This window comes from Acinetobacter sp. ANC 4779, from assembly GCF_004331055.1.
GTDB lineage: Bacteria > Pseudomonadota > Gammaproteobacteria > Pseudomonadales > Moraxellaceae > Acinetobacter.
Genome location: NZ_SJNU01000017.1, coordinates 15,035 through 38,245, shown reverse-complemented (window position 1 = coordinate 38,245; position 23,211 = coordinate 15,035). Strand labels below are relative to the sequence as shown.

Here is a 23,211-nt window from a genome sequence, read left to right as displayed (position 1 = left end):
AAAATGCTACTCAATTTCGGCTGTGCCGTCCCCGAAGCACTATTTTGCCTAGATGATGTTGCGTTAAGAAGCCAGTGGTTACCGACTTTGGAAGCAAGAATCTGTGTAGATCGAGAAGCCCAAGAGGATCATCATGCCGGAAGTCCGGTGAGTGCCTTGAGCGAAGCAGATATAACCGATGCCAACACCGTTGCTTATCTTTGCGGTCCGCAGCCGATGATTAATGCTGCAACTACCCGTTTATTAGCGTTAGGGGTTAAAGCGGAGAATATTTTCTCTGAGCAGTTTGTTGCCAGTAATTAAATACTTAAATTTTAGGAAAAGAAAAATGGAAGTGACTAAAAAAATCCCTTTATCCCTTGAGCAGATTCAATGGTATGAAAAGGCTTGCTCAAAATTGAATCCTCAACGGTTACAAAAATTATTGTTTGATTTAACGAATATCCATAGCCCCACCGGTGCGACTGGTGAAGCAAGCAAGTTTATGGCTGAGTATTTAAAAGAAATCGGTATGAAATCTCATTATTACCCTATGAACGATATGACTGGAAATGTCATGGCTGAATATCGAGGCTCGGGTGATGGTGCGACAGTTTTGTTATATGCGCCTATAGATACGCATCTTGATCGTACGCCAGGTGAAGAAGTTTTGACTGGAAATGGCCAAGAGGTTGATTTGCAACCTTTTGCTCAGCAAGTAGATGATTGGGTTTTTGGTCTGGGGGCTTCAAATCCTAAAGCTATGGTAGCAACTCTAACAGAGGTTGCCAATGCTTTAATTGAAGCTGAAGTGCCACTTAAGGGTGATCTGATTGTAGGTATGGCAGATGGTGGAATGCCAGTTGACATTAGTTCGAGAAATGCGGGTATGTCAAATGGCGTGATTCACATGCTTAATCGTGGCATGTACCCAGATTACGCCATCATTATGAAGCCTTGGAACTGGGTTTATCATGAAGAACCTGGAATGGCATGGTTCAAATTAAAGGTAAAAGGCACTCTTGGCTATGCCGGTGTGCCACACGATGCTCCTGGTTTTAGAAGTTCAGTTATTCCAGCGGCTACGGTCATCAATGAATTACAAGCATGGATTGTTGAATATACCGAGCGGAATACCAGTGGTGTGATTAAGCCACATGGTTGGATTGCAGGTGTTCGTGGTGGTGATATTGAGCGCCCTGCATTTCCGAGTGCAGTGACTGAAATATTCTTTGATGTACGTGTAAATCCTCGAGTTAGTCCAGCTGATGTTAAAGCTCAATTCGCCAACTTCATTGATGATCTTATAAAGCGGTTCCCTGATCTGGATATAGATTGGGAACAATATGGTTCTGTTCCGGGTGGTACAACTGATCCGGAAAACTGGATTATTCAGTCTTGTAAACGTGGCTGGGAATATGTGGAACAAAAACCACATGGTACGCCAGATTATTTGGCCGGTCAGACGGATGGTGCTGCATTAAGACGCTATGGTGTGCCGACAGCGAGAATAGGTTGGCCGTGGCCGGCGACAGGTGCGCCATTACCTGTTGCAGAGGGGCTAGGGGGCATGGGGGCGACTTATATACCGGATTTAATGCCTTGTGCAGAAAAAATCCTGTATGCCTTAATCGATACGTTGACGCGTAATCGTACTGAAATTGAATTGTAATTTAAATAAAAATTTTATTTTAAAAATCGTAGGTTATTTAAATTTTAAGAGCGCTACCTGATGTCTAAATATTTGATTTAGATCAGGTTGGGTTGTTTTCTTATGGTCTAGATTGGAATTAATGGATGAATTATTCAACGGATATACATTATTTAGAAATGTACGAGCTATCGCAACTGATCCGTAGCCGTAAATTATCTCCTGTAGAGATCACCAAAGCCCAGTTAGCGCGTATCGAGGCTTTGGATAGTCAATTAAATAGTTATGCACGTGTGACAGCGGATATTGCTTTAGAACAGGCGCAACAGGCAGAAGACGAATTGGCAAAAGGAATTTGCCGTAGTCCATTACATGGCATTCCGATTGCATTTAAAGATTTGATTGATACAGCAGGTGTGGTCACCGCTGTGGGCATGCCATTGCATGCTCATCGCATACCTGAACAGGATGCAACCGTCGTTACCCGATTACGTGAAGCTGGAACCATCATGCTCGGTAAATTGCAGATGACCGAAGGGGCTTTTGCAATTCATCATCCAGATATTGTCGAGCCAAATAATCCGTGGGGAGCTGACCACTGGGCGGGTGCATCATCGAGTGGCGCAGGTATCGCGACAGCAGCAGGTTTATGTTATGGCGCTTTGGGCAGTGATACAGGTGGTTCGATTCGTTTTCCATGTGCAGCCAATGGTTTAACTGGTTTAAAGCCAACGTGGGGACGAGTCAGTCGTTACGGTGTGATGGAAATGGCGGCAAGTCTGGATCATGTTGGACCTATCACCCGTAGTGCAAGGGATACGCTATTTTTATTATCGACGATATCGGGTCATGATCCTTTAGATTCAACTTCTCTCTCTAGCGTTTGTTTGGAAATTCCGAGTATTGAGCCGAGCTTTAAGGGGCTGACAGTTGGTGTTGATCTTGAATGGATCAATAAGGATGTTGATCCAGTGATCCAAAAAGCGTTGGAAGAAATTATTCGGATTATTTTTGCTGGTGGGGGGCAAGTCAAAAAGATCAAAATGCCGGATACCTACCATGTGAGTAACAATTGGGAATCACATTGTGGTGTTCAAACCGCAGTCGCTCACGGGGAAACCTATCCTAGATATGCTACACAATATGGGCCTGCTTTAAGCCGCTTAATTGATGGCGGACGGCAGCTCAGTGGAATGGATTACCAGCGCATCTTATTAGAAGCACAACGCTTTAATGGTGCAATGGATGCTTTGCTACAAGAGGTCGATATTATTTTGGCACCTGTACAACCTTATGCTGCACCTACGCATGATCAGCTGGCCAATCTGGCACAAGATCCAGAAGCAAATCGTCATTTAATTCAATTTACCGCGCCATTTAATGTTAGCGGTCATCCATGTATGAGTTTTCCGATTGGTTTAACCGAGAACTACATGCCGATTGGTGGTCAATTTATCGGGAAAAAAGGTGGTGAAGGCACATTATGCCGAGCAACGATGGCTGTGCAGGAGATGAGTGATTGGCATAAGCTGCGTCCTAATCTAAATATGGAATAAAGCATTTTCAAGCACTGCTTTGGGATTGGTTAAGCGATAGATTTGATTGAAGTAAATTATATATAGACAACGAGGAAATATAGTTGAATCGGTGCTTGTGAATAGTATTTTACTTAGTTTTATGACGCTTAGCTTTGAATTTATAGGAAGTTTTAATTAAAAAGAATGGAATTATGAAAAAGCGAATCAAGATGATTTTCCCGGTACCGATGAGCGAATCAACCCGAGCTTTAGTCGAGTCGCAACTACCAAAAACACTATTGCGCGATGATATTGAGGTGAGCTTTGTTGGAGCAGGTCAAGTGCTCACGTTGGCTGATAGTTACTATGATATGGCAATTATGGAACATGCTGTGATTGCAGCGGGCATTAAAGCTGAAGAAGAAGGCTACGATGCTATTTGTATTAATACAATGAGTGACTCGGGATTGACTGCACTGCGTTCACGGTTATCCATTCCAGTTCTTTCTCCAGCGATTGCCAGTTTTCATACAGCCTGCTTACTGGGTCATAAATTTAGCATCATAACAATGTGGCCACAGTGGTATCCGCTCTATCACAAAACGTTAAAAGAATATGGTCTTGAAGCTCGATTGGCTTCAATGCGATCTATTGATGTCAGACCTGATACTCAAGCCTTACTTGAGGGCAAAGAAGATATTGTATTTGCCCAGTTATTAGAAGCTGGAAAACGAGCTATTGAAGAAGACGGGGCAGATGTGTTGATACTCGGATCGACAACAATGCACCAAGCCCATGCTTATCTCGCTGAGCATCTCTCAGTTCCAGTACTGAATCCAGGTGTTGTTGCATATAAGCAATGCGAGCTATTACTTGACCTTGGATTGAGTCATAGCAAAGTTGCTTATCCAAATCCTGAAAAAATTAAGGATAGTGCCTTCATTTATTGAAGGCTAAAAAAGGACAATATAAATGAAATTATTTGAAGCTATTACACATTCATTATTGACAGATATCACGATTACAGAAGCAGTAAATGCATTGTGCAAGGGTGAAATGACAAGTGTTGAACTCGTAAAAGCTTGTCTAGAGCGTGCAGAGCAGGGTAAAGAACTTAATATTTTTATCACACTAGATGGTGAAAGAGCATTAAAAGCTGCTCAAGAAGCTGATGATCAGCGTCTAAGCGGACAAGCAATGAAACCACTGAGTGGCATCCCAATTGTTATCAAAGACAATATTCATACGGCTGGATTACGCTCTACAGCAGGTACACCTGCATTTTCAGACTATATTCCAAACGAAGATGCTCCAACAGTTGCCAAGCTGCGTGATGCAGGTGCCATTATTATTGGTAAGACGAATATGCATGAATTGGCATTTGGGGCGACGGGATATAATCAGGCATACAATACCGGTACAGGTATGGGGGTACGTAACCCATATGATAGCTCACGTATTGCTGGTGGCTCATCTTCTGGAAGTGCAGCAGCATTAGGCGCCCGCATGGCACTAGCAGCCTTAGGTACCGATACTGGTGGATCTATGCGTATTCCACCTGCGCTTAATGGTTGCGCATCATTACGTCCTAGTGCGGGTCGTTATTCCAATAAGGGTGTAATTCCCATTGCTGAAAGTCGAGATACTGTCGGGCCAATGGCCTTATCTATGTCTGATTTAACCTTACTCGATAGTATTGTTACTGATGAGTTTGAATTGCCGACAATTGCCACAGATGAGTTGCGATTAGGCTTGCCAACCGAGTTTTGGCGTAACCTTGATAGTGATACTGAAGATTTAGCACAGAAGACTATTGATAAGCTTAAATCTCATGGTGTGACGTTTATTACAATAGAAGATGCGGGACTTCAAGCATTAAATGAACCTGTTGGTTTTACTGTTGTTATTCATGAAGCTTATGATTGTATGGTCAAATATTTAAGTGAATATAATCATAATATCAGCATTGAAGATCTTGCCAAAAAAATCTGTAGTCCAGATGTGCGAGCTATTTATGATGAATGGGTACTACCAAGAAAAATGCCAACAGTTGATGGTTTGGTCGATGTAGAACCATTATATAACGCTGCTCAAAATGGTGGGCGTGAACTATTGAGAAAGCGTTATCAGGAATTATTCATACAACACAACCTCGATGCTTTGATTTTTCCAACCACTGCAATGGTGGCTCCATTAGCCAATGATGATATCTATCAACCTGCAAATTTTGAACGATTAATCCAAAACACTGAACCATCCGCAAGTGCAGGTATTCCAAGCATTCAAATACCTGTTGGATTAGGGAATTCAACAGGGTTACCTGTGGGTATGGAACTTGATGGTCCAAAGGGCAGTGATCGTCGCTTACTGGCTATAGGTCAGATCTTAGAAAGCATTATTGGTCGAGTTCCAAGAGCATAAGCAGGATTACCTAAAATTCAATTTCATTAGAGAAGTGAAGAATAATGAATAAAAATGAATCGATGAATATAGATCATCAATGGAAAGACAAAGTAGTGTTAGTGACTGGTGGTGCTAGTGGTATGGGGCGCGATTTAAGCCTGGCCCTAGCGCGAGCAGGGGCTAGAATTGTAATTGGTAACCGCAATCCTGCATTAGGACAAGCGGTTATTGATGAAATTACAAATACTGGTGGACAAGCTGTATTTCAAGTGACAGATATATCTAAAGCAGAAGATTGTGAAACCTTAGTCCAATTCGCTCTCAATACCTATGGTCGCTTGGATGCAGCTTTTAATAACTCTGGTATTCAACGTGAATTCGGTTGTATGCATGAAACATCCATTGAGGATATATCAGACACGATAGATGTAAATCTAAAAGGTGTCCTTTACTTGATGAAATATGAAACGGCAGCAATGCTTAAAAATGGTGGAGGATCCATCGTGAATAATGCCTCCATTTTTGGGTTAAAAGGCATGCCGAATACACCGGAGTACATTGCTTCTAAACATGGGATTGTGGGTGCAACACGTGCAGTTGCTTTGGATTATGCCAAACAAAATATTCGAGTAAATGCCATTTGCCCAGGTCCGATTAAGACCCCTGGTTATGATCGGGTAACTGGGGGCGATGACCATATGTACGATGATGGAGTACCTATGCATCGCATTGGTCAACTGTATGAAGTGACATCGGCGGTGATCTGGTTGTTGTCCGGTCAGGCCTCTTATGTCACTGGAACGATACTTTCTATCGATGGTGGAATGTCAGCAGAATAATCATTTTAAATATTAATAAGGACATAAGAATGATACAAGCATTAAGTTACATTGTGGTAGAAACGCCTCATTTAGATGCATGGGCGACGCAAGCTCGAGATCATATCGGGATGCAGGTCGAAACTGTTGAGTTAAATCAGTGCCTTCGTTTACGCGTAGATAAAAAAATCCAGCGCTTTCTCATCATGAAAACAGCAGCAGTTGCTAGCATGAGTATGGGCTTTGAAGTTACCAATGCAGCTGAGCTTCTAAATATCACGCAAAAGTTGAAAGACGAAGGTTATGTGGTCACCGAAGGCACAGCTCAAGAGCGATTACTTCGCGGTGTAGACGACATGGTGTTTTTTTATGACCCAGATGGTGTGCGCATAGAGGTTTCCTATGGTCTAGCAGATGCGGATACTCCATTTGTACCGGGTCGTCCGATTGGTGGATTTCGCACAGGAGATATGGGGTTAGGACATGTTGCATTGATTACAAAACATTTCGAACAATTAAGTCATCTCTATCGCAATATCTTCAGTTTTAATCTCAGTGATCACACCAATGCGCCGTTCCGTGTTGAGTTTCTGCACTGTAACCCCCGACATCATACGATTGGCATCGCCCATACTGGTGGCCCAGCGAAGATTTATCATTTAATGCTTGAGTACAATGATTTTGATGATGTTGGACGAGCTTATGATATGGCGTTGACAAATCCTGAGAGTATTGGTGTAACTCTAGGTCGACATATTAATGATCATGCTACTTCATTCTATTTAAAAAACCCAGATGACTGGATGATTGAATTAGGGTGGGCCACACGGACAGTCGGGCCCGATTGGGAGCCAACCGAACTTGAAGGTATGAGCCTTTGGGGACACGACAGAACTTGGTTACCAGACGATAAACGTGAAGAAGCACGACAAATATTGAAACGATTGGCACAAAAAGGTTTACGTGCCCCTGTCGTGACAACAGCCCAAAATTTAAATAACTAAGGAAGGTTTAAAGCAGATGTCTAGTTTAAATACTCAGCTACAACAATCACCTGAAATTGCGAACAGTATTCAAGTAGATGATTGCATCATTAACTACCACGATCAAGGTAAAGGAGATGTAATTCTATTAATTCATGGCTCAGGACCGGGGGTAACAAGTTGGGCCAATTGGCGTGGCATTATTCCAGAGTTGTCTAAGCACGCACGGGTTATTGCACTTGATATGCTTGGTTTTGGTTATAGCCAATGTCCTAAAAATAAAAAATTAGACAGAGCTGCTTGGGTTGATTCACTGGTTGGCCTAATAAATGCATTAAATATCGAACGTGTTTCGATTGTAGGTAATTCTTTTGGGGGAGCTATAGCTTTGGCATTTGCCAAAACACATCCTGAGAAAGTGAATAAACTCGTATTAATGGGGGCAGCGGGATTATCTTTCGAGTTGACAGCAGGTTTAGACAAAGTGTGGGGTTACCAACCTTCTGTGGAAGCAATGCGTGGTTTGATGGAGGTATTTGCTTATGATCAAAGTATTATTAATGATGACTTAGTCAGAATGCGTTATGAAGCGAGCATCAGAGATGATGTCCAAACGCGGTTTGAAGTGCTCTTTCCGGAACCGCGTCAAGCCGGTATTGAAATGTTGGCACTAAACGAAGATGAAATCCGCTCACTTCCACACCAGACTTTGATTATCCACGGTCGTGATGATTTGGTTATTCCACTTGAAGTTTCTGAACGTCTGGTACGCTTAATTCGAAAATCGCAGTTACATGTATTTGGTGAATGTGGTCATTGGGTACAGATCGAGAAGGCCAAAGAGTTCACTCAATTATTGGCGGATTTTATACTCACGGACAAATAAAATCGTATACATAAAAAATTTCTACAATGAAAATGAATAGGATGAAGATGATGAATCGAGACACGATTAAAGGCCGCTGGACTGTACAATCTTGGGAACAACTCTATGACGATGGGCGTGTTGTTTTACCAATGGGTACTGAGTTAGACGGTTTTATTGAATATAGCGACTATGGCATGTCCTGTGTAATTAGCCAAAAAGACCGCAAAGTATTTACTACCGGTGGTCAATGGTCAGCTGCTGATACAGAAAAAGCAGGAGCATATAATAGCTATCTTACTTATGCTGGGGGATTTGACGTGGAAGGGAATACTATTACCCATCAGGTAAAATATAGCATTTTCCCCAATTGGATTGGTGGTACTCAACATCGTTTTGCTGAATTACAAGGCGATGTGCTCACCCTTATGACAGCTAAACTTGAAGAAGGAACTTCTGAAGCACGTGTCGCTAAACTCAGCTTTAAACGTCAGGTTTGAAAAATATTAAATTTGGTCGTTTTGATCATTGTGTGGCAATTCTTTTTTTTACAATGGATTACTAATGTAGTTTTTACAAAAAAAATTAAAACTTGATCAATGTCTATTTAAGAATTAAGGAGTAATTCTTAAATAGACATTCAAAACGTGTTCAGGATGAACACACAAAAGTAATGTAAATGTGCAAGGAGTAATAATATTGCAAAAGTTAAGTTTTGATACTGGTGTAGCGCCTGAATTAGTGCTTTCAAATTATGAAGTTTGCTGCTCAAGTAATATTGAAGAAATTCGTTCTAGTGGGACGAATATGTTATGTGCCAATGATTTAAGAGTAACGAGTGCTGCTAGTTCCTTGAATGCGAAATTCTTCTACAGAAAGATTGGTAATATTGGTGTCGGTCGAATGAGTTATGGTGGTGAAATAACTATTCAGCCTGCTGTTTTTGAAGATTTTTTCCTTATTCAGATTCCAATCCGTGGATTTGAAAAAATCTCTTTAGGCAAAGACAAGATATTATGTACTCCTAAAGAAATAGGCATTATTAACCCTTATGTCAAAAGCGTGATTAACCATCAGCCTGATACTGAAAAATTAGTAATTCGTATCGATAAAAAATTGGTTGAAAAAAATTGCCAACAAATTTTAAATCGGACTTTAAATAAGAATATCGAATTTGATCCAACCATGTCTGTAGATACTAAAGCAGGTACACAGTGGTTGAGGATGGTGAGCTGGATATCCAATTTTGTATCCGATGAAGATGATATTTCTCCTTTAATGGTCTCCCAGATCGAAAATAATCTAGTGAATATGCTGCTCAATTATCAACCTAACACCTATTCTCAAGAAATACATAATGATAGCGTTTCAATCGCACCGTCATTTGTAAAGAAAGTTGAATACTATATTCAGGAAAATGTAGAAAAGCCGATTAGTATTAATGATTTAGCAGAATTTTCCGGTGTAAGTGCTCGGTCATTATTTAACGGTTTTAAAAAATATAGAAATACCACGCCAATGCACTTTCTAAAAGAAATTCGACTGCAACGTGCTTATGATGATTTAAAAAATGCGAGTTTGGGTTCGGATAAAGTGACTACGATCGCATTTAAATGGGGATTTAATCATTTAGGACATTTTTCAACAGATTATAAACATCGATTTGGAGAAACTCCGTATGAAACACTATCCCGTTGAAAAGTGCTTCTATTTATCTATTCTTCGTTTAAATATAAAATGTCAAATCAATTGCCCCGCTATTTTAGTCCGTGATTGGCCAGTTATTCTGAATTGCATACTTTTTAAAAAATAAGTTTTTAATCATATTGTATGGCACTGAATTTTGCTGATTCTTCACTTGATGAAGGGATGTAGTCTATAGGATGCTGACATATAAAATATTATGTGCACTTTGGGGATAAAAGAGGCACTAGATGGAGCGCGCTTGAGGGTGAAATTTTTCCACTATAGGGGGAGTGAAAAGCAAACCAAATAGGAATTAAACTCATGCTCATGGATGAATGTGTTCACAACCCTAGTGTTCTTAAAAATAGCCAGATTCATGCCAACATGGCTGCTACCTCCGATACTGAAAGCGAAAAAAATCGTGCTGACCGCAATACCATCATGCATAACGTTACCTTAAACTTTTCAGATGGTGTAACCAAAGAATTTCAAGTCCAACCGCATACCAGCATTCTCGATGCTGCCCTGGAAAACGATATCCCGTTGTTATACCAATGTCGTTCAGGGAGTTGCTCCAGCTGTATTTGTACCTTAAAAGACGGTCAGGCAAGTACGCTTGAGGGTCAAAGTTCAACACTGCTTTCAAGTGAATACAATCTAGGTAACCGTCTCTTATGTATTTCAAAAGCCGATGCAGATTGTAGTTTCGATTTAGATTATGGCAGTGACATTGGCGCGATTAGTGCGCAAGAAGTCAAAGCCTTTATTAACTCTATCGAACCTCTTGGTGCAAATGCAGTACGCCTAAAAGTAGAGTTAGCAGAAGGATATTATCTGCAATTTCGTCCAGGTCAATTTATGCAGATTAGCATTCCTGGTGTTGGCGTATTACGCAGTTATTCTCCATCCAGTACCAATAAATCTATCCCGGAACTTGAGTTTCTTATTCGCCTGATCCCGGGTGGGCAGATGTCTAGGTATTTGACAGAACATGCCCAGGTCGATGATGTATTAACGCTATCAGGTCCTTACGGCTCATTTTTCTTAAGGGAGGAACATAAGCGCGCCAAGCATATCTTTATTGCTGGAGGTACTGGTTTAGCCCCGATTTTATCGATCATCGACACTTTACGTCACAGTAGTAGTGTCAAACCTAAAATGCTACTCAATTTCGGCTGTGCCGTCCCCGAAGCACTATTTTGCCTAGATGATGTTGCGTTAAGAAGCCAGTGGTTACCGACTTTGGAAGCAAGAATCTGTGTAGATCGAGAAGCCCAAGAGGGTCATCATGCCGGAAGTCCGGTGAGTGCCTTGAGCGAAGCAGATATAACCGATGCCAACACCGTTGCTTATCTTTGCGGTCCGCAGCCGATGATTAATGCTGCAACTACCCGTTTATTAGCGTTAGGGGTTAAAGCGGAGAATATTTTCTCTGAACAGTTTGTTGCTAGTAATTAATGGTATCTGCATGATTGAGGAATAGGGTAATGATTATCTATTTAAAGTCTCACGATGAGGTAGCCTGAAATGCAGGGATTTTTACAGTGTTTATCTCATACGCCCTTGATTGGGTTGGTCGATCCAGAAAAAGCCATTCTAGATGAAATCAAAAATACGATTGCCAATGCGCGTAAAGAGATTGAGATATTTGATCCAGAATTGGTTTTGCTCTTTGCACCGGATCATTATAACGGTTTTTTTTACGACATGATGCCATCGTTTTGTATTGGCACAGCGGCACATGCGATTGGAGATTTTGGTTCCGCTAGGGGCGATTTGTCAGTCCCTGCCGAGCTTGCTGAAGCTGCTGCTGCCTATGTATTGGAGCACGGAGTTGATGTTGCCATTTCTCATAAAATGCAGGTCGATCATGGTTTTGCACAGCCTTTAGAGTTTTTATTAGGCGGGCTGGATCAGGTTCCTGTGATTCCAGCATTTATTAACTCTGTGGCTACGCCACTGCCTTCTTTTAAAAGAGCACGTCTTTTTGGTGAAGCCTTGGGGAATTTCGTTGCCTCGTTAAACAAGCGTGTACTGATTATTGCTTCGGGCGGTCTTTCACATCAGCCACCAGTGCCAGAACTCCATACCGCCAACGATCATGTCAAAGACAGATTACTTGGCAGTGGACGTAATTTACCTGTAGATGAACGACAAGCGCGGACTCAACGTGTCATTAATGCAGCACACCATTTTGTTATTGAGCAGAATAGCTTGCATCCATTAAATCCAGAGTGGGATCAGTGGTTTTTGAATCTGATCGCCACAGGGCAGTTATCACAATTGGATAATTTGAGTAACCAAGAGCTTTCTGATCTGGCCGGCAAATCAACACATGAGGTTAAAAATTGGGTTGCTGCTGCTGCCGCCATGGCAGCATTTGGTCAGTCAATAGAAAAAGCCCGTTATTATCGACCCATTCCTGAGTGGATTGCAGGATATGGTGCACTTACTCTTATCACGGTTAAATGATGATTTAACTAAAAACAGAAAAATTTAGGGTATAAAAATATGTCAAAACAATGGACTGAAGTAGAAACTAGTAAGTTTATTTCAATTCAAGATAAAGCATCAATATTTAATATTCATTATAACGATATTGGGCAAGGCGACCGAGTGGTGGTGATGTTGCATGGTTCCGGACCAGGAACGAGTGGTTGGGCAAACTTCAATCGTAATATTCAATCACTGACCGATGCCGGTTATCGTGTGATATTGATGGATTGTCCGGGATGGGGGAAGAGCGACACAGTTCTGAATGATAATGGTTCACGATCATATTTGAATGCTCGAATTTTGAAAGGGTTGGTAGATGCACTGAGCCTAAGCAAAATTAGTCTGATCGGTAACTCGATGGGAGCTCATAGTGCGGTTGCATTTACTTTAGAATATCCTGACTTGGTCAATAAACTGATTTTAATGGGTGGTGGCACAGGTGGAGGTGGGATATTCACACCGAAACCGGCGGAAGGGATTAAGCTGATTAACAAGCTTTATCAGGAGCCAAGCCTAGAGAACCTAAAAGAAATGATGAATATCTTTGTCTATGACCCAAGCAATTTGACGGAAGAAATGTTCACGAATCGCTTTACTAGTATTCTTGCACGTAAAGATCATCTTGAAAATTTTATTAATAGTTTTAAAGTTAATCCTAAACAGTTTCCTGATGTTAGTCATCGTCTAAATGAAATTGCCAATGAGACGTTGATTATTTGGGGGCGTGAAGACCGCTTTGTACCTTTGGACACAGGTCTAATTTTATTAAGCGGTTTACAGCGTGCAGAGTTACATGTTTTCAATCGGTGTGGTCATTGGGCACAATGGGAGTATGCAGATAAGTTTAATCGTATGGCAATTGATTTTCTCGAAAATGGCATTCACTAATGTGCTGATGGACTGAATAATTTCGTATTTTCATTATTTAGCTAATCATCATATTTTACATTGATTGATCAAAATTATTCTTGAGATACCTTTGGTTTATGACTAAAGGTATCTTTTTATTTTAAACGTGTTTAAGAATATAAAAATAATTTTAAGTTATTGAATTTATATTTAAAAATATTTTCTAGGTGTTTGGTCTGTTTGCACTTTTCCGCTTAAAAATTAAAGAATAAATCCTCTCTATAAAGTTATTTTCAGTATGAATTATTCTTTTTATGTCTTGTTGAATATTCATGCATTTCATGGATAGTTTGTGCATTTTTCGGAGCGGTGAGTGGTTTGAGATGAAATAAGATGAAGTTCCTGAGATACAGTGCGATTAATTTAAAAAGGAATTTTAAAAATGTCTGAAGAACAAATCATTCGACGCCGTGTAGTACAAAAAGGGATTAGTGAAGCCCGTACAAATGATGCTAAAACACAAAGCCAATACCAACCTTATAAAGATGCTGCTTGGGGATTTATTAACCACTGGTATCCAGCATTATTCACTGAAGAACTTGCAGAAGACCAAGTTGAAGGTATGCAAATTTGTGGCATTCCTATTGTGTTACGCCGTGTAAATGGCGAAGTTTTTGCGCTTAAAGATCAATGCGCACACCGTGGCGTACGTTTATCTGAAAAGCCAATGTGTTTTAACAAAGAAACTATTTCTTGTTGGTATCACGGATTCACTTTTGACTTAAAAAGTGGTGATCTGACCACAATTGTAGGAAATCCTAACGACAAGATCATCGGTACAACAGGCATTACCACTTATCCGGTCCATGAAGTGAATGGCATGATCTTTGTGTTTGTTCGTGATGATGAATTTCCACTAGAAGATGTTCCACCACTTTCACATGATTTGCCATTCCGCTTCCCTGAAAATAATGACAATTTCCCACATCCATTATGGCCAGATTCACCAAGCGTACTTGATGATAACGCACTAATTCTAGGTATGCATCGTACTGGTTATGGTGACTGGCGTATTGCATGTGAAAATGGTTTCGACAATGGTCATATACTTGTACATGCAGACAATACAATTGTACATGCAATGGATTGGACACTTCCTTTAGGTATCGTACCGACTTCTGATGATGCAGTCACCGTGGTTGATGACGAAAATGGACCAAAAGGTCAGATGCAATGGATGTTCACGGACAAGTGGGAGCCAGTTCTAGAAAACAAAGAACTCAATGTAAAAGTTGAAGGTTTGAAAGGACGTTTCTATCGTACATCGGTGGTATTACCGGGTGTATTGATGGTTGAAAACTGGCCTGAAGAACATGTTGTACAGTATGAATGGTATGTTCCGATTACTGATGATACTCATGAGTATTGGGAAGTTTTGGTTAAAGTATGTAATACCCCTGAAGAACGTAAGCACTTTAAGAAACGTTTTGACGTGGTTTACAAACCATTATGTCTACATGGCTTTAATGACTGCGATCTACATGCGCGTGAAGCAATGCAAAACTTCTATAGCGATGGTACTGGCTGGCAAGATGAGCAATTGATGGCGACGGACGTTTCGCCAATCACTTGGCGTAAACTGGCATCACGCTGGAATCGTGGTATTGCCAAACCAGCACGTGGTGTAGCAGGTGCCTCTAAAAACACCAGTTTGATCTTTAAAGATACTGCTGATGGACATCGTCCGGGCTACAAAGTTCGACAATTTAAAGAAGACTAAAATGATAGCCAGTATCGTAGATCGGTACTGGCTTTTTATTCAAGATAGAAGAATAAAATTAATGGAATCAAAGCATTAATAAATAAAGGACCAGTCATGAGCATGATGAAAGCGGCGCGATTACATACAATCGGTGGACAATTTACCATAGATGAATTACCCATTCCTGAACCGGGACCTAATGATGTACTGGTTCAAGTCAAAAGCAGCGGTATTATTCCCAATCTAAAAAATGTGACCACCTATTTCCCTGAATGGTATCCATTTTTACCGCTACCCGAATTGCCAGCAATTTTTGGATTAGATTCGGCTGGCGTGATAACTGCGGTGGGTTCGAACGTGTCCACCTATCAAAAGGGTGATCGGGTATATATCAACCCCGGCATTGGCTGCGGTGAATGTAAGTCTTGCATCGCCGGGAATGCAACCTTATGTAACTCCTATACATTTATGGGTTATTTCGGCTTTGGTGTTGGCTCAACCAATGTATTTAAGCGTTATCCATACGCAGGTTATGGTCAATATATGACTGCACCGATCAGCAGCTTAGTCAAACTACCAGATAATTTAAGTTTTGCCGCAGCAGCACGATTTGGATATTTGGGTACAGCATATTCAGCGATTCGTAAATCACAATTAAGACCGTCACAAAGTATCCTGATTTTAGGTGCGAGCGGTACTTTGGGGGTAAATGCCACCTTACTGGCACTGGCATTTGGTGCAGCAAAAATCTTTGTCGCAGCACGTGATTCAGAAGCATTAAAGCGTCTGCAAGCATTAGATAGCAAACGCATTATTCCAGTTCAGATGGGTGATGAAACAATCCATGCACAGGTGCGTAGTCATTTGCCTGACGGCATAGATGTCATGATCGATACACTTGGCGCAAAAGCCCCTACAGAGTTGGCCACAGATGGTATGAAAGCTGTCGCACGTGGTGGTCGAATTATTCAGATCGGTGGTGTTGCGGGGCCGATCCCGATTGATCCGCATCCATTTATGTGCGCGCAATTGCAGTACATTGGCTCGTTATGGTTCACCCCCGCAGAAGGAAATGAAATTGCGAAATTATTTGAGTCGGGTGTTTTAGATTTTTCGTTGCTTGAGGAGCATGCTTATCCACTCGAAGAAATTAACGAAGCACTGACTGATATTGAGTCTCAAGGCAACGGATTTAGAAATTTTTATATCGCTCACGAAGCATAAAATTTTCAGCATCTCATTTAAAAGGAATTAAACATGAGCAAGTATCGTGTCTTGGTGACGGGTAATAACCTGAACAATAAATCAAAAATCATTTCAGAAACACCGATTCAGGTTGAGAATTATTTTGAATATCAACCGGGCTTTAGCGTGGAAGTATTCTGGCGGACTTCAGCAAAAACTACAGTGGGTGGCGCATTTAAAACGCAAGAAATTGATCAAAATACCATTTTGCCTGAAGTCGCAGGAACTTCTGCGATGATTGTGACTTTTCCATCGACTCAAGCCGATGCACCTGCACCGGTTGATCTGGACAAACTGATTCAGGAAACCTTTGCGCGCCTGCCCGGATTGGCAGAAACCTTTGAACCTGAACCACCGGGTTATCACTTAACTAATACCATTGATTATGTGGTGATTTTAGAAGGTACTGTCAACCTTTTACTGGATGAAGACGCTAAGACATTGAATGTCGGTGATATCGTGGTGCAAAACGGTACGCGCCATGCTTGGGTCAATGACAGCGGAAAATCGGTGCGCTTACTGGTGATTATGATTGGCATGGAAAGAGTCTAATCATCTATCGACTTACGGCAAGCCGTCATGTGGAAGCTATTTTAAGCGCATGCTTTAAGTCTCCACATGGCACATTTTGGATAAGTGTATCAGTACGTAATTTTTAAAATTAACAACAAGGATGTTATATGAATATTAATTTAAATAAACTCACATTTGCTATTTTATGTTCTTGCGCAGCGGTTGCGGCTCAGGCTTCAGACTCTCATTATGTGCCAGGTATGGAGGGTGTTCGAGGCAGCGTATTACCTCCGCCGGGTGTTTATTACAAAGGTTACTATATCAATTATCAGGCCGATGATGCACACACTGACCTGACAGTAAATGCACTTGCGCATCGCTTTGCATGGGTAACTTCACAAGAAATATTGGGTGCCAATTTAGCCTTTGAAACTGTTTTACCGATGATGCGCACTGACTTAAAAGTCGATGGTCAACGTATCGATAAACAAACCGGTGTCGGCGATTTATATGTGGGCGGTATTTTAGGTTGGCATGGTGATAGATGGGACATCACTGCTGGAACCGGTTATTGGGCTGACACGGGAAAATACAATAAAGACAAGCCGGCCAGCCCGGGAAAGGGTTTTGACTCGGTCATGCTCAGTCTTGGTGGAAATGCAAAACTCAATCAAAAAGGCGATATTACTTTTAGCGCACTCGGACGTTATAGCATGCCAAATGGCAGCAGGCTACACGATGAAGTCATTGTCGAGTGGGGTCTAGGTAAAGATTATGGCTTGTACAATTTTGGATTAACTGGTTACAACACTTTTGAAACCGACGATGGTAATGAACGTAAAAATGCATTAGGTGCCTCGCTGAGTTATTTTTCACCAAAATATAAGCTCGGTGGCGACATCGCAGCCTATCAAGAATTTTCCAATAAAAACACATTAGAAGGTAGCGTACTACGTGTTTCATTAACTAAAGCATTTTAATCAGCAAAATATTGAATGAGATTGGTAATCAGGATATAGATTGCCAATCTCCAAAAAAATAGGTTGTAAAGCAGATTTTTAGGCAATAGAAAAATAGAAAAGTGTTAAATCAGGAGCATTGGTTCGCATGAGTAAAAAATTAAAAGCCGTGATTATTGGTCCGGGAAATATTGGTACTGACTTACTGATGAAAATGATGCGTTCAGAATGGGTCGAACCAGTCTGGATGGTAGGTATTGATCCTGAATCCGAAGGTCTGAAACGTGCTGCGGAAATGGGTGTCAAAGTCTGCGCAAGCGGTGTCGATGGCATATTGGAAAACATCAAAAAAGATGATATCCGTATCGCTTTTGATGCAACATCGGCTTATGTCCATGCGGAAAATAGTCGTAAGCTGAACGAGCTAGGTGTGTTGATGATCGACTTAACCCCAGCAGCAATTGGGCCATTTTGTATTCCATCGGTCAACCTGAAAAAACACACTGAAACGCTAGAAATGAATGTCAATATGGTGACGTGTGGCGGACAGGCGACAGTACCGATGGTTGCTGCTATTAGCCGTGTACAGTCAGTTGAATACGGTGAAATTATCGCAACGGTTTCATCCAAATCTGTCGGGCCGGGCACGCGTTCTAACATCGATGAATTTACCCGTACAACGGCCGATGCTGTGAAACAAGTCGGTGGTGCCAAGCAGGGTAAGGCGATTATTATTATTAACCCTGCTGAACCTCCACTAATCATGCGCGACACCATTCACTGTTTAACCGAATCTACACCTGACCAAGATGCCATTACCGCCTCAGTTAAAGCGATGGTTTCAGAGGTTCAAAAGTATGTTCCTGGCTATACTTTAGTCAATGGTCCGACCTTCGATGGAAATAAGGTTTCCATTTTTGTTGAAGTGAAAGGTCTAGGTGATTTCTTACCAGAATATGCGGGTAACCTCGATATTATGACGGCAGCAGCATTACGCACGGCTGAAATGTTTGCAGAGGAATATTACAAAGAGCATTTAGCATTACCAACAGCCTGAAAAAAATCAAATATTTGTATGCGGATTAGGATGTAGAAATGGATTTAAAAAATAAGAAAGTGAAGTTACACGATATGAGTCTGCGTGATGGAATGCACGCCAAGCAACATCAGATTTCTCTCGAGCAGATGGTGAGCGTTGCCAAAGGTCTAGATGATGCGGGAATTCCATTGATCGAAGTCACCCATGGTGACGGTCTGGGGGGCGCTTCACTGAATTATGGGCGACCAGCGCATTCGGATGAAGAGTATTTGTCAGCAGTCATTCCAGAAATGAAACAGGCAAAAGTATCAGCTTTGCTTTTGCCGGGGATTGGGACGACGGACCATTTAATCATGGCGAAGGAGCTAGGCGTTTCTTGTATACGAGTTGCGACTCATTGTACGGAGGCTGATGTTTCTCAACAACATATTACCAAAGCTGCTGAATTAGGGCTGGATACTGTTGGATTTTTAATGATGGCACATATGGCTGATCGTGAAAAATTGGTTGAACAAGCGCTACTTATGGAAAGCTATGGCGCGAATTGTATTTATTGTACAGATTCTGCAGGTTACATGCTTCCCCTAGAAGTACACAACAAGATGAGTAGCCTTAGAGATGCCTTAAAGCCCGAGACTGAACTTGGTTTTCATGGCCATCATAATTTAGGAATGAGTATTGCCAATTCTCTAACTGCTCTAGAAGCAGGTGCTAATCGTATTGATGGATCTGTAGCTGGGCTAGGTGCTGGTGCAGGAAATACACCACTAGAGGTATTTGTTGCTGTACTTGAGCGTATGGGAGTAAATCACGGTATAGACTTATTTAAAATTATGGATGTAGCGGAAGATTTAGTCGTTCCAATGCTAGACTCTCCAATTCGAATTGATCGTAATTCACTAACGCTAGGTTATGCGGGTGTGTACTCTTCATTTTTATTGTTCGCAAAGCGAGCAGAACAGAAGTACGGTATTTCGGCACGTGAATTACTTGTTGAGTTGGGAAAAAGAGGTACCGTGGGTGGTCAAGAAGATATGATTGAAGATTTAGCCCTGACGATGGTTAAACATAAAAATGCAAGTTAGTGCGGTACCAAATATTTATATAAAAACATGAATTCATGTTTTTATATAAATGGTTCTAAATGTCTATAAATTTATATTTTTAATTTTAAAATATTGGATATTTGAATTGCTAAATATAATTTCATGATTATTTGATAATACTCTTCATATTAAAAACAATAGGTTGATCAGTGAAAAATGTGTTTTCAGTTTCACTGATAAATAAGATAGTTCACTTTATTAAGCTCCGCTATATTCAAAATCTATGGAATGTTTATGAAACAGAATTTATTTCAAAATGCAGCAGACTTATTATGGAAAGCAGAAGAAACCAAATCTCCATGCAAACCAATACGTGAATTATTTGATGTTCCTTTAACAGTCGAAGAAGCTTACGAAATTCAGTCACTAAATACAAAACGATATTTATCTTTGGGAAATAGAATTGTTGGTCGAAAAATTGGACTTACTTCTAAAGCTGTTCAAAAGCAATTAGGCGTAGATCAGCCAGATTTTGGTAATATTTACTCAAATATGCTGGTGATGGAAGGGGAAACTATAGCGCTTAATTCCTTGATACAGCCTAAAGTTGAAGTAGAGTTCGCATTGGTTTTAAAGCATGATTTGCCCCACAAAGATACGACAATGATCGAGGTAATGGCTGCTATTGATCATGTGCTCATCGCTATTGAAATTGTAGATAGCCGAATACAGGGTTGGGATATTCGTATAGAAGATACTGTTGCTGATAATGCATCATCAGCACTCGTCGTATTAGGACAAACCCCATATCAATTATCTGAAATAGACTTGTTAAATGCCAAGATGAAGTTACTTGCGAATGGTGAGGAAGTTTCTCAAGGTATTGGTAGAAATTGCCTAGGAAACCCATTGATCGCAACTCGATGGCTAGCACAGACTATGGCAAAAATGGATATGCCCCTTAAAGCAGGTGAAGTCATATTAAGCGGAGCACTTGGCCCTATGTCTACCGTTAATGAGCCTACCAATTATACAGCCAGTTTTGAAAAATATGGCGACCTTAACATAGAGTTTATTTAAGATATCTATCAAGTAAGCTAGATTAACATTTAGCTAAGATAGGTAGATAGCATTCAAAAATCGGTACTGTTGCAAATAGTCATTGATGATAAGGAGGTTATGATTCTTTATTTAAGATGAAGTCATACAGGAATATAAAGTTCCAGAACAGAGAGTAATAATTAAAAGTTCCAGCACCAAGAACGTGAGGTAGACAGTATTACCTAATTAACCAAGCACGAAAAATTTTGACAGGATGTAGGTTTTTTTGATTTCTGTTTTTAAATCTAATTGTGGCTCAAGATAATAATAACCATTTGTAAATATTTATTATTTTCATCTTTATCTATACCCCTAACCGTCTAAATGAGAATTTTATGTCAGTTACCACACCTTTACTGCCCGTACCTGAAAAGTTATGGAATCACTCATTTATTTTATCTGTCTGTAATAACTTATTTCTGTTTATCTATTATTTTGCTTTACTTACGGTGTTACCTATCTACATTATGAAAGATTTGGGTGGAACTGTAAAAGAAGCAGGTTTAGCACTAACCTTATTTTTAGCTTCTTCTATTGCTATTCGCCCATTTTCTGGCTTAATTATTGAAAGGTTAGGTAAAAAAATCTCTTTTCGTGGGTCTGAATTACTTTTTGTTTTATTTGCCTTTAGTTATTTGTGGATTGATAGCCTGTGGAGCTTACTCTTGATGCGCTTTTTACACGGAATCTGGTTCAGCATTTTAACATCAGTGGTAGTTCCTATAGCTAATGATTTTATTCCTGAACATCGTAAAGGCGAGGGCATGGGCTACTTTGTAATGTCTACCAATTTAGGTGTTGTTTTTGGTCCATTACTGGCTTTGATGGTACTACAATTTATTAATATTAAAGTATTATTCTTGCTACTGTGCATAATTATGTGCATTAGTTTAGTATTTTGTTGGCTAATTAATATTAAAGATGTATCAATAGAAGTATTGAATCATTCTCAATCTATCGAACAAAAAACTAATTCAAAATTAGCAAACTTAAGTTGGCATGACTTAGTCGAAGTTAAAGTCATTCCTATCAGTTTAGTTGGATTGCTAACGGCATTAGCATACTCTAGTATTATGAATTTTATTGTTGTGTATAGTGAAAGTAAAAATTTATTGGCTTATACCGGTACATTTTTTGTAGTATTCGCGATATCGATGATTATCGTACGCCCATGGGCGGGACGTTTTTATGATCATCATGGTCCTAGTTCTGTAATGTATCCATCGCTATTATTTTTTTCTATTGGCCTATTAATAGTAAGTTTTGTATCACACCAATCGGTTTTATGGCTTTCAGCAATATTTATTGGTATAGGCTATGGTTCTGTTTTTGCTTGCTTACAAACAGTGGTAATTCAGTCGGTATCTAAACAGCGTATGGGACATGCAATTTCAACCTTCTTTGCCTTATTCGATATAGGTATGGCTATTGGATCAGTGGTCATGGGAGTACTGATTGCATGGTATGGTTTTTCAATGACCTATATGATTTGTGCTTTTATTATTGTATTTGCCTTGTTTTTGTATAAATTAATGGTTGTACCTACGCTATCTGTTCCAGTTCGGCAATCGTAATTTTTCATTGTTTTTATGTGCTGTACTCGGTGTTTAGTCAATACAAAGCTTTTTACTAAATAACCCGAGTCGTGCTTAAGTACATGATTCCATCACTCGAAAGATTGGCTTGTTTGGGAATTTTTCATATAATCAAAGTGCTATACATATAGAGATTAAAAATAGAGAATATTAAAATAATTCTTAAATACTTTATTATTTCTCAATCCGATAGGGCTTTGTTGTACTTATCTGTCCATAAGGGCTTATTCAGCAATATAATTCTTAGATGAATAAACCTGCACCTGAAATCTATCATACAACCAATTAGTCTTCTTACAATCAAGTTTTGATGAATCGAGGAAATCTCTCGATCTTATTTGATCCTAGTCATAATCACACTGATCGATAGCGTTACTTTTGGCAGGTATCACTACTTAATCATTTAACTTATTGGGGCAGATCATAAGACCCCCAATCCTTGGAGTTTTGGGTTTAAGTTCAATTCAGGCCATTCCTGAGGTGAGGTAATGGTTACATATATATACAATTTTAACAGTATAATAATGAAAGCAATTTCATCATAAAGTTTTCTTATGTACATAGAGCTATCATGCTTAATAAAGATATAGCTAAAATACTGAGAATTATATGTTACAAAAGGTTAAATTTGATTAATAATGAATTATCCAATTCATGTATCCCGATTTGTATCTTTATATTTCATGTTAAGATTATTTATATTA

20 protein-coding genes and 1 pseudogene are annotated in these 23,211 nt (G+C 40.1%); all 21 read left to right on the top strand.

The window, feature by feature from the left end:
* Nucleotides 1-303, top strand: a pseudogene (locus E0H80_RS15550) (hypothetical protein); the annotation flags it as partial.
* A gap of 25 nt (nucleotides 304-328) precedes the next feature.
* A complete protein-coding gene (locus tag E0H80_RS15545; RefSeq protein WP_131367214.1) occupies nucleotides 329-1,651 on the top strand; it encodes a M20 family metallopeptidase in 1,323 nt (440 codons plus the stop codon).
* A 125-nt stretch (nucleotides 1,652-1,776) separates the two neighbouring features.
* Nucleotides 1,777-3,186 carry an amidase gene (locus tag E0H80_RS15540; RefSeq protein ID WP_131367212.1) on the top strand — a complete coding sequence of 470 codons (1,410 nt, stop codon included), beginning with the start codon at nucleotides 1,777-1,779 and terminating at the stop codon, nucleotides 3,184-3,186.
* A gap of 209 nt (nucleotides 3,187-3,395) precedes the next feature.
* Nucleotides 3,396-4,097 carry an aspartate/glutamate racemase family protein gene (locus E0H80_RS15535; RefSeq protein ID WP_228260010.1) on the top strand — a complete coding sequence of 234 codons (702 nt, stop codon included), beginning with the start codon at nucleotides 3,396-3,398 and terminating at the stop codon, nucleotides 4,095-4,097.
* 22 nt (nucleotides 4,098-4,119) lie between these two features.
* Nucleotides 4,120-5,568, top strand: coding sequence for an indoleacetamide hydrolase (gene iaaH / locus E0H80_RS15530; RefSeq protein WP_131367208.1), 1,449 nt, complete (start codon nucleotides 4,120-4,122; stop codon nucleotides 5,566-5,568).
* A gap of 62 nt (nucleotides 5,569-5,630) precedes the next feature.
* Nucleotides 5,631-6,389 carry an SDR family NAD(P)-dependent oxidoreductase gene (locus E0H80_RS15525; protein WP_131367206.1) on the top strand — a complete coding sequence of 253 codons (759 nt, stop codon included), beginning with the start codon at nucleotides 5,631-5,633 and terminating at the stop codon, nucleotides 6,387-6,389.
* Between the two features lie 29 nt (nucleotides 6,390-6,418).
* Nucleotides 6,419-7,372 carry a VOC family protein gene (locus tag E0H80_RS15520; RefSeq protein ID WP_131367204.1) on the top strand — a complete coding sequence of 318 codons (954 nt, stop codon included), beginning with the start codon at nucleotides 6,419-6,421 and terminating at the stop codon, nucleotides 7,370-7,372.
* Between the two features lie 16 nt (nucleotides 7,373-7,388).
* A complete protein-coding gene (locus tag E0H80_RS15515; protein WP_131367203.1) occupies nucleotides 7,389-8,237 on the top strand; it encodes an alpha/beta fold hydrolase in 849 nt (282 codons plus the stop codon).
* 50 nt (nucleotides 8,238-8,287) lie between these two features.
* Nucleotides 8,288-8,716, top strand: a complete 429-nt coding sequence (locus E0H80_RS15510; protein WP_131367201.1) for a lipocalin-like domain-containing protein — start codon at nucleotides 8,288-8,290, stop codon at nucleotides 8,714-8,716.
* Between the two features lie 199 nt (nucleotides 8,717-8,915).
* Nucleotides 8,916-9,914: an AraC family transcriptional regulator gene (locus tag E0H80_RS15505; protein WP_171457842.1), complete on the top strand. Its 999-nt coding sequence runs from the start codon at nucleotides 8,916-8,918 to the stop codon at nucleotides 9,912-9,914.
* Nucleotides 9,915-10,223: 309 nt separating this feature from the next.
* On the top strand, nucleotides 10,224-11,360 hold the full coding sequence (locus tag E0H80_RS15500) for an FAD-binding oxidoreductase (protein WP_228260009.1): 1,137 nt from the start codon (nucleotides 10,224-10,226) through the stop codon (nucleotides 11,358-11,360).
* A 69-nt stretch (nucleotides 11,361-11,429) separates the two neighbouring features.
* Nucleotides 11,430-12,374, top strand: a complete 945-nt coding sequence (locus tag E0H80_RS15495) for a 3-carboxyethylcatechol 2,3-dioxygenase (RefSeq protein ID WP_131367199.1) — start codon at nucleotides 11,430-11,432, stop codon at nucleotides 12,372-12,374.
* Nucleotides 12,375-12,413: 39 nt separating this feature from the next.
* Entirely contained in the window at nucleotides 12,414-13,286 is an 873-nt protein-coding gene (locus E0H80_RS15490; protein WP_131367197.1) for an alpha/beta fold hydrolase, read from the top strand.
* A gap of 403 nt (nucleotides 13,287-13,689) precedes the next feature.
* Nucleotides 13,690-15,027 carry a Rieske 2Fe-2S domain-containing protein gene (locus tag E0H80_RS15485; RefSeq protein WP_131367195.1) on the top strand — a complete coding sequence of 446 codons (1,338 nt, stop codon included), beginning with the start codon at nucleotides 13,690-13,692 and terminating at the stop codon, nucleotides 15,025-15,027.
* Nucleotides 15,028-15,123: 96 nt separating this feature from the next.
* On the top strand, nucleotides 15,124-16,233 hold the full coding sequence (locus E0H80_RS15480) for an alcohol dehydrogenase catalytic domain-containing protein (RefSeq protein WP_131367193.1): 1,110 nt from the start codon (nucleotides 15,124-15,126) through the stop codon (nucleotides 16,231-16,233).
* Between the two features lie 33 nt (nucleotides 16,234-16,266).
* On the top strand, nucleotides 16,267-16,806 hold the full coding sequence (locus E0H80_RS15475; protein ID WP_131367191.1) for a cupin domain-containing protein: 540 nt from the start codon (nucleotides 16,267-16,269) through the stop codon (nucleotides 16,804-16,806).
* A 128-nt stretch (nucleotides 16,807-16,934) separates the two neighbouring features.
* The gene (locus E0H80_RS15470; protein WP_131367189.1) at nucleotides 16,935-17,747 is read left to right on the top strand and encodes a SphA family protein; all 813 of its coding nucleotides are present in this window, start codon (nucleotides 16,935-16,937) and stop codon (nucleotides 17,745-17,747) included.
* A 127-nt stretch (nucleotides 17,748-17,874) separates the two neighbouring features.
* The gene (locus E0H80_RS15465; RefSeq protein ID WP_131367187.1) at nucleotides 17,875-18,783 is read left to right on the top strand and encodes an acetaldehyde dehydrogenase (acetylating); all 909 of its coding nucleotides are present in this window, start codon (nucleotides 17,875-17,877) and stop codon (nucleotides 18,781-18,783) included.
* 38 nt (nucleotides 18,784-18,821) lie between these two features.
* Nucleotides 18,822-19,850, top strand: coding sequence for a 4-hydroxy-2-oxovalerate aldolase (gene dmpG, locus E0H80_RS15460; RefSeq protein WP_131367185.1), 1,029 nt, complete (start codon nucleotides 18,822-18,824; stop codon nucleotides 19,848-19,850).
* A 255-nt stretch (nucleotides 19,851-20,105) separates the two neighbouring features.
* Complete coding sequence (locus E0H80_RS15455; protein ID WP_131367183.1) at nucleotides 20,106-20,891, top strand: 2-keto-4-pentenoate hydratase; 786 nt, start codon at nucleotides 20,106-20,108, stop codon at nucleotides 20,889-20,891.
* A 356-nt stretch (nucleotides 20,892-21,247) separates the two neighbouring features.
* Nucleotides 21,248-22,486, top strand: coding sequence for an MFS transporter (locus tag E0H80_RS15450; RefSeq protein ID WP_131367181.1), 1,239 nt, complete (start codon nucleotides 21,248-21,250; stop codon nucleotides 22,484-22,486).
* Nucleotides 22,487-23,211 lie beyond the last annotated feature (725 nt).